Origin of the sequence: Bradyrhizobium sp. (assembly GCF_030693485.1) — a bacterium.
In the GTDB taxonomy this organism is placed as follows: domain Bacteria; phylum Pseudomonadota; class Alphaproteobacteria; order Rhizobiales; family Xanthobacteraceae; genus Bradyrhizobium.
The window spans coordinates 1-5,787 of sequence record NZ_JAUYAN010000068.1 but is presented as its reverse complement, the minus strand read 5'-3'; the positions used below and the strand labels follow the sequence as shown (position 1 = coordinate 5,787).

At 63.4% G+C, this 5,787-nt stretch carries 6 protein-coding genes and 1 pseudogene; 6 read left to right on the top strand and 1 reads right to left on the bottom strand.

Annotated features, from left to right (window positions below):
- Positions 1–227: pseudogene (locus tag Q8N40_RS05345) on the bottom strand (sulfate adenylyltransferase); the annotation flags it as partial.
- A gap of 179 nt (positions 228–406) precedes the next feature.
- On the opposite strand from Q8N40_RS05345, the gene cysG reads away from it, so the two are divergent.
- The 6 genes from cysG to Q8N40_RS05315 all read left to right on the top strand — a co-directional run.
- Positions 407–1,843 carry a siroheme synthase CysG gene (gene cysG, locus Q8N40_RS05340; protein WP_305711072.1) on the top strand — a complete coding sequence of 479 codons (1,437 nt, stop codon included), beginning with the start codon at positions 407–409 and terminating at the stop codon, positions 1,841–1,843.
- Positions 1,840–2,154 (top strand): DUF2849 domain-containing protein, encoded by a 315-nt coding sequence (locus Q8N40_RS05335; RefSeq protein ID WP_305711071.1) that lies wholly within the window; start codon positions 1,840–1,842, stop codon positions 2,152–2,154. The genes cysG and Q8N40_RS05335 overlap by 4 nt, the downstream gene beginning before the upstream one ends.
- 10 nt (positions 2,155–2,164) lie before the next feature.
- Positions 2,165–3,820 (top strand): nitrite/sulfite reductase, encoded by a 1,656-nt coding sequence (locus tag Q8N40_RS05330; RefSeq protein ID WP_305711070.1) that lies wholly within the window; start codon positions 2,165–2,167, stop codon positions 3,818–3,820.
- Entirely contained in the window at positions 3,807–4,322 is a 516-nt protein-coding gene (locus tag Q8N40_RS05325) for a DUF934 domain-containing protein (RefSeq protein WP_305711069.1), read from the top strand. The genes Q8N40_RS05330 and Q8N40_RS05325 overlap by 14 nt, the downstream gene beginning before the upstream one ends.
- Complete coding sequence (locus Q8N40_RS05320) at positions 4,319–5,053, top strand: phosphoadenylyl-sulfate reductase (protein WP_305711068.1); 735 nt, start codon at positions 4,319–4,321, stop codon at positions 5,051–5,053. Before Q8N40_RS05325 ends, Q8N40_RS05320 begins: the two co-directional genes overlap by 4 nt.
- 123 nt (positions 5,054–5,176) lie before the next feature.
- Positions 5,177–5,787: sulfate ABC transporter substrate-binding protein (locus tag Q8N40_RS05315; protein ID WP_305711067.1), on the top strand; the 611-nt coding region annotated here is incomplete at its 3' end.

Here is a 5,787-nt window from a genome sequence, read left to right as displayed (position 1 = left end):
GGGACGCGGCCGAAAAAGGCCTTGCGCGCCAGCCAGATCATGACGTTGGAATCCTTGCCGAGCGACCACAGCAGCGCCAGCTTCTTCAGCCGCGCGAAGGCTTCCCGGAAAATGTAGATGCTCTGCGCCTCAAGCGCGTCGAGGTGGTCCATGGAGGGGGGACGCAGGCGACCATCGGACGAAATTTGTGGCGCAGAAGACCCCTGTAGTGGGCCTGCAAGGCGCAACCGGGTTGTCGCGGAATCGTTGCTGAGAAGATGCATCTCTGGACCATGGCCTCTAAAGGCAAAAATTCTATAGTTGCATCGCAACAGAGAAGATGAAATTTTCTCTTTGCGGCCATTGAACGAGACATATATAGAAAATAATTCTAGTCAACCCCGCAAGTTGGGGCAACGAGTATCGCATGCGATTTTTGCCAGTCTTTCTCGACCTGCAAACCGGACCGGTGCTGCTTGTTGGCGCCGGCGATCTGGCACGGGCGAAATTGCGGCTGCTGGCGGCGGCGGGTGCGCGCATTCGCTACTTCTCGACCGACGGTCATCATGATGTGAGCGGGCTTTCTGCCGATGATGCGGCGCGGATCGAACTGGCGCAAGGCGATCCGTTGACATCAGATCTAAACAGCGTGGTTGCGATCCTGTGCGCGGGCGCCGGCGACATCGGGGTTGCGATGTCGGCGCGGGCCAAAGCGGTCGGTCTTCCCGTCAATGTGATGGACGACCTCGCGCATTCGACTTTCATTTTTCCGGCCATCGTCGATCGCGGCGACGTCGTCGTGGCCGTCGGCACCGGCGGCGCCTCGCCGGTGGTGGCGCGCCGCGTGCGCGAGCGCATCGAAGCGGTGCTGCCCGCCCGAATCGGCGATCTCGCCACCTTCATCGGCCGCTGGCGCAAGACCATCCATGGCCGCATTCCCGAATTCGCGTTGCGCCGCCGCTTCTGGGAGCGCGTGGTCGATGGCCCGATCGGTGCGCTGGTACTCGCCGGCCGCAGTGACGAGGCTGAAGCCGCGCTAAGAAATATTCCCGATGCATCCGCCTTTGCCGGCGCGCTGGCACCGGGAACGGCCGAGGGCAGGGTGACGCTGGTCGGCGCCGGCCCTGGCGATCCCGATCTTCTGACAATCAAGGCGCTGCGCGCGCTGCAGGACGCCGATGTAGTCTTTTACGACGAACTGGTCTCACCGGAAATTCTCGATCGGGTACGTCGCGATGCGTCGCGGGTGCCGGTCGGCCGCCGCGTCGGCAAGCCCGGCATCGGCCAGGACGCCATCAACCGACTGCTGATCGAATCAGCGAGATCGGGCCAGCGCGCGGTGCGCCTCAAGGGCGGCGATGGCTTCGTGTTCGGCCGCGGCGGCGAGGAGATCGAGGCGCTCCGCGCGGCCGGCGTCGCCTATTCGGTGGTGCCGGGAATTACCGCGGGCCTCGGCGCCGCGGCGCAATTCGAAGTGCCGCTGACCTTCCGGCACGAGGCTCTGCGCATTACGTTTCTCACCGCGCACAAGGCCAGGGATGCCGAAGCCGTCGACTGGTCGACCCTGACCGACGAGAAAATGACGGTCGTTGTTTACATGGGAATGACCGCGGCGCCATCGGTTCGATCGGGCCTGCTCGCCGCCGGACGTTCGGCGCAAACCCCGGTCGGCGTGTTCGCGCGAGTCACGCAGCCGGATGCGCAGGCAGCAGTCGGAATTCTGCGGGACCTGCCCGATCTGGTCGAGAAGATCGACGGCGGCCCGGCCATTCTCATCATCGGCGACGTGGTCGCGCATTCCGCGCCGTGGCGCGAAGCCAATCTCAATTCCGTGCTCGTCAAACTGCTGGAAACCGCCGCATGACCTCTCCGCTGCAACAAAAAATCAAGATCACAGGTCCGTCCGTCATCACCGCCAACCGCACCTGGGATGGCATCGTGATCTGGCGGACGGCCGCCAAGGGCTGGACGACCGAATTGTCGGACGCCGCGATCGTCCGCACCGCCGACGAGGCCCGGGCGCTGCTGGCCGAATCGGTCGCCGACGATGTCGGTGCGATCGGCGCCTATATCGCGCCGGTCGACCTCAAGGACTCCGACAAGATCACGCCCGGCAATCTGCGCGAACACATCCGCTCGGCGGGGGTCACCATCGACCTTCCGGTCTCGGCGTAAGGCATCCGCCATGTATGCATATGACGAGCTCGACCGCACCATTATCAACGAACGCGTTGAGGAATTTCGCGATCAGGTGAAGCGCCGGTTGTCCGGCGAACTCTCCGAGGACGAATTCAAGATGCTGCGGCTGCAAAACGGCGTCTATCTGCAATTGCACGCCTATATGTTCCGCGTGGCGATTCCCTACGGTACGCTGTCGTCGGAGCAATTGCGGCGGCTGGCCCATGTCGCGCGCAAATATGATCGCGGCTACGGCCACTTCACCACCCGGCAGAACATCCAGTTCAACTGGATCAAGCTCGCCGAACTGCCGGATGCGCTGGCCGATCTCGCCGACGTCGGCATTCACGCCATGCAGACCTCGGGCAACAACACGCGCAACGTCACGTCGGATCAATGGGCCGGGGTCGCACCGGGCGAGATCGAGGATCCCCGGATCTGGTCCGAACTGCTGCGGCAGTACACCACGCTGCATCCGGAGTTCTCCTTCCTGCCGCGCAAGTTCAAATTCGCGATCACCGCGTCCGATCACGACCGCGCGGCGATCAAGGTGCACGATATTGGCCTCAGGCTTTACAAGAACGCCGCCGGCGAAACCGGCTTCGAAGTGCTGGTGGGCGGCGGCCTCGGCCGCACCCCCTTCATCGGCAAAACCATAAAGCCTTTCGTGCACGGCCATGATCTGCTGAGCTATGTCGAGGCGATCCTGCGCGTCTACAACCAGTATGGCCGCCGCGACAACATATACAAGGCGCGTATCAAGATCCTGGTCCACGAACTCGGCATCGAGAAGTTCGCCAGGGAAGTCGAGGAAGAATGGCTGCAGATGCGCGACAGCGCATTGGCGATCGACGATGCCGTGATCGAGGACATCCGCTCGCGCTTCAGCTATCCGGCTTACGAAAAGCTGCCGCACATGCCGGACGAGCTGAAGAAGGCGGCGCATGATCCGCATTTCGAGGCATGGCGCAAGAACGCCACCTTCCCGCACAAGGTGCCGGGCTACGCCATCGCCGTGTTGTCGCTGAAGCCGGTGGGCGGTCCGCCCGGCGACGCCACCGCCGATCAGATGGACGCCATCGCCGATCTCGCCGACAAATATTCCTTCGGTGAGATCCGCGTCGGCCACGAGCAGAACCTCGCGCTGCCCCATGTCGCCCGGCGCGATTTGCCGGCGCTCTGGAAGGCGCTGGACAAGATCGGCGCCGCGACGCCGAACGTCAATCTGGTCACCGACATCATCGCCTGCCCGGGGCTGGATTACTGTTCGCTCGCCAACGCCCGCTCGATCCCGATCGCGCAGGAATTGACCCGGCGCTTTGCCAATCACGACACCGCCAATCTGATAGGGCGGCTGCACATCAATATCTCCGGCTGCATCAATGCCTGCGGCCATCATCACGTCGGCCATATCGGTATTCTCGGCGTCGAGAAGAACGGCGAGGAATTCTACCAGATCACGATCGGCGGCCGCGCCGACGAGAAGGCCGAGGTCGGAACGCTGATCGGGCCCGCTGTGCCCTATGGCGACGTCGCCGACGTGATCGAGGATATCGTCGAAGCCTATCTCGCGCTGCGTGCGCGTCCCGACGAGCTTTTCGTCGACGCGGTGAAGCGGCTGGGCGTCGAACCTTTCAGGGAGCGGGTCTATGCCACTCGTTAAGGGCGGAAAAATCGCCACCGACGTATTCGTCCATGTGGCCGACGACGCCGAAATTCCCGGCGATGGCGGGATACTGATTTCAGCCGGGCGTTTTCTCGGCGATGCGGAGGCGTTGTCGGGCCGGGCCGGCAAGACCGGCGTAATCTGGCCTAACAACCGCGATATCGACGATCTCGTGCCCTGGCTCGACCGGCTTGCCTTTGTCGCGCTGGTGTTTCCGAGTTTCCGCGACGGCCGCGCCTACAGTCAGGCCCGCGTGTTGCGGGAACGGCATGGCTATCGCGGCGAGTTGCGCGCCACCGGACAGGTGCTGCGCGACCAGTTCGTATTCATGCTGCGTGCCGGCTTCGACGCCTTCCAGGTCAACAAGGAAGCCGATGCGGAAGCGTTTGCCGCCACGGTCAAGCGTTATTCGGTGTTCTATCAGCCGACCGGCGACGGCCGCATCACGGCGCTGCACCGGCGCATGCAACTGCGCCATTCCGAGAGTGCCGGCCCATGAACGCGCTCGCGGATCAGGTCCTGCCGGCGCCGGTGGCGCGCGAACTGCCGCCGGCGCTGGAACTTGATCTGGCGTTGCGCAACGCATCGACCGCCGAAGTGATCACGGCGGCGCTGCAGACCGTCGGCCGCGAGCGCCTCGCCGTTGTCTCGTCGTTCGGCACCGAATCGGCGGCGCTGCTCAAGGTGATGGCCGACGTCGATCCGGCGATTCCCGTGGTGTTTCTCGATACCGGATGGTTGTTCGAGGAGACGCTGGCCTATCGCGACACGCTGATCGCGACATTGGGCCTGCTTGATGTCCGTTCGATCAAGCCATTGGAAGCGACGCTGTCGCGCGATGATCCCGATCGAGAATTGTGGTTCTCCGATCCCGACGCCTGCTGCCGGATCCGCAAGGTGGAGCCGCTGGCCCGCGCACTGGCGTCATTCTCGGCATGGATCAACGGGCGCAAGCGCTTTCAGGGCGGGCTGCGCGCCGATATTGCCGTGGTCGAGGATGACGGTAGCAGACTGAAGTTCAATCCGTTCGCCAACGTCTCGCGCGAGGCGATCGAGGCGATCTACCGGCTTGCAAAGCTGCCGCCGCATCCGCTCACGGCGTCGGGCTATCTCTCGGTCGGATGCATGCCCTGCAGCAGCCGGACCTCGACGGACGAGGATGCGCGTGCCGGCCGCTGGCGCGGCAGGGCCAAGACAGAATGCGGCATCCATACGCCCACGACTTCATAGGACAATGACGCTATAACGCCGCAAACATTGAAATGCGGTTTCGTTGACTTGGGGCCATTCATCGCGAGTTATGTGCGCGTGATTTCGATGACGATGCTGTCGTCGCTGCGAATGGAGATCGGGATGGTCCGTCGTATTCTGCCCCTCGTTGCGGGATTGCTCTGGGCCGGTTCTGCGCTGGCCGCCGATGTGTCGCTGCTCAACGTGTCCTACGATCCGACGCGCGAACTCTATGCGGAGTTCAACAAGGCGTTCGCGAGCGCCTATCAGAGGGAAACCGGCAAGAGCATCGAGATCAAGCAGTCGCATGGCGGCTCCGGCTCGCAGGCGCGCGCCGTGATCGACGGCCTGCAGGCCGACGTCGTCAGCATCGCACTGGCCTATGATATCGACGCCATCGCGGCCAAGGGCTTGCTTCCGGCCGACTGGCAGAAACGCCTGCCGCAGAACGCGTCGCCCTACACCTCGACGATCGTTTTCCTGGTGCGCAAGGGCAATCCCAAGGGCATCAAGGATTGGGAAGATCTGATCAAGCCCGGCGTCAAGGTGATCACACCGAACCCCAAAACCTCGGGCGGCGCGCGCTGGAACTATCTGGCCGCATGGGGCTACGCGCTGAAGAAATTCGGTGCCAATGACAAGGCGAGGCAGTTCGTCGGCGACATCTTCAAGAACGTGCCGGTGCTCGATACCGGAGCGCGCGGTTCGACCGTCACCTTCGTGGAGCGCGGCGT

Coding starts and splice junctions, on each gene's coding strand:
- Q8N40_RS05320 (WP_305711068.1), top strand. CDS start 4,319: ATGAACGCGCTCGCGGATCAGGTCCTGCCGGCGCCGGTGGCGCGCGAA.
- Q8N40_RS05325 (WP_305711069.1), top strand. CDS start 3,807: ATGCCACTCGTTAAGGGCGGAAAAATCGCCACCGACGTATTCGTCCAT.
- cysG (WP_305711072.1), top strand. CDS start 407: ATGCGATTTTTGCCAGTCTTTCTCGACCTGCAAACCGGACCGGTGCTG.
- Q8N40_RS05330 (WP_305711070.1), top strand. CDS start 2,165: ATGTATGCATATGACGAGCTCGACCGCACCATTATCAACGAACGCGTT.
- Q8N40_RS05335 (WP_305711071.1), top strand. CDS start 1,840: ATGACCTCTCCGCTGCAACAAAAAATCAAGATCACAGGTCCGTCCGTC.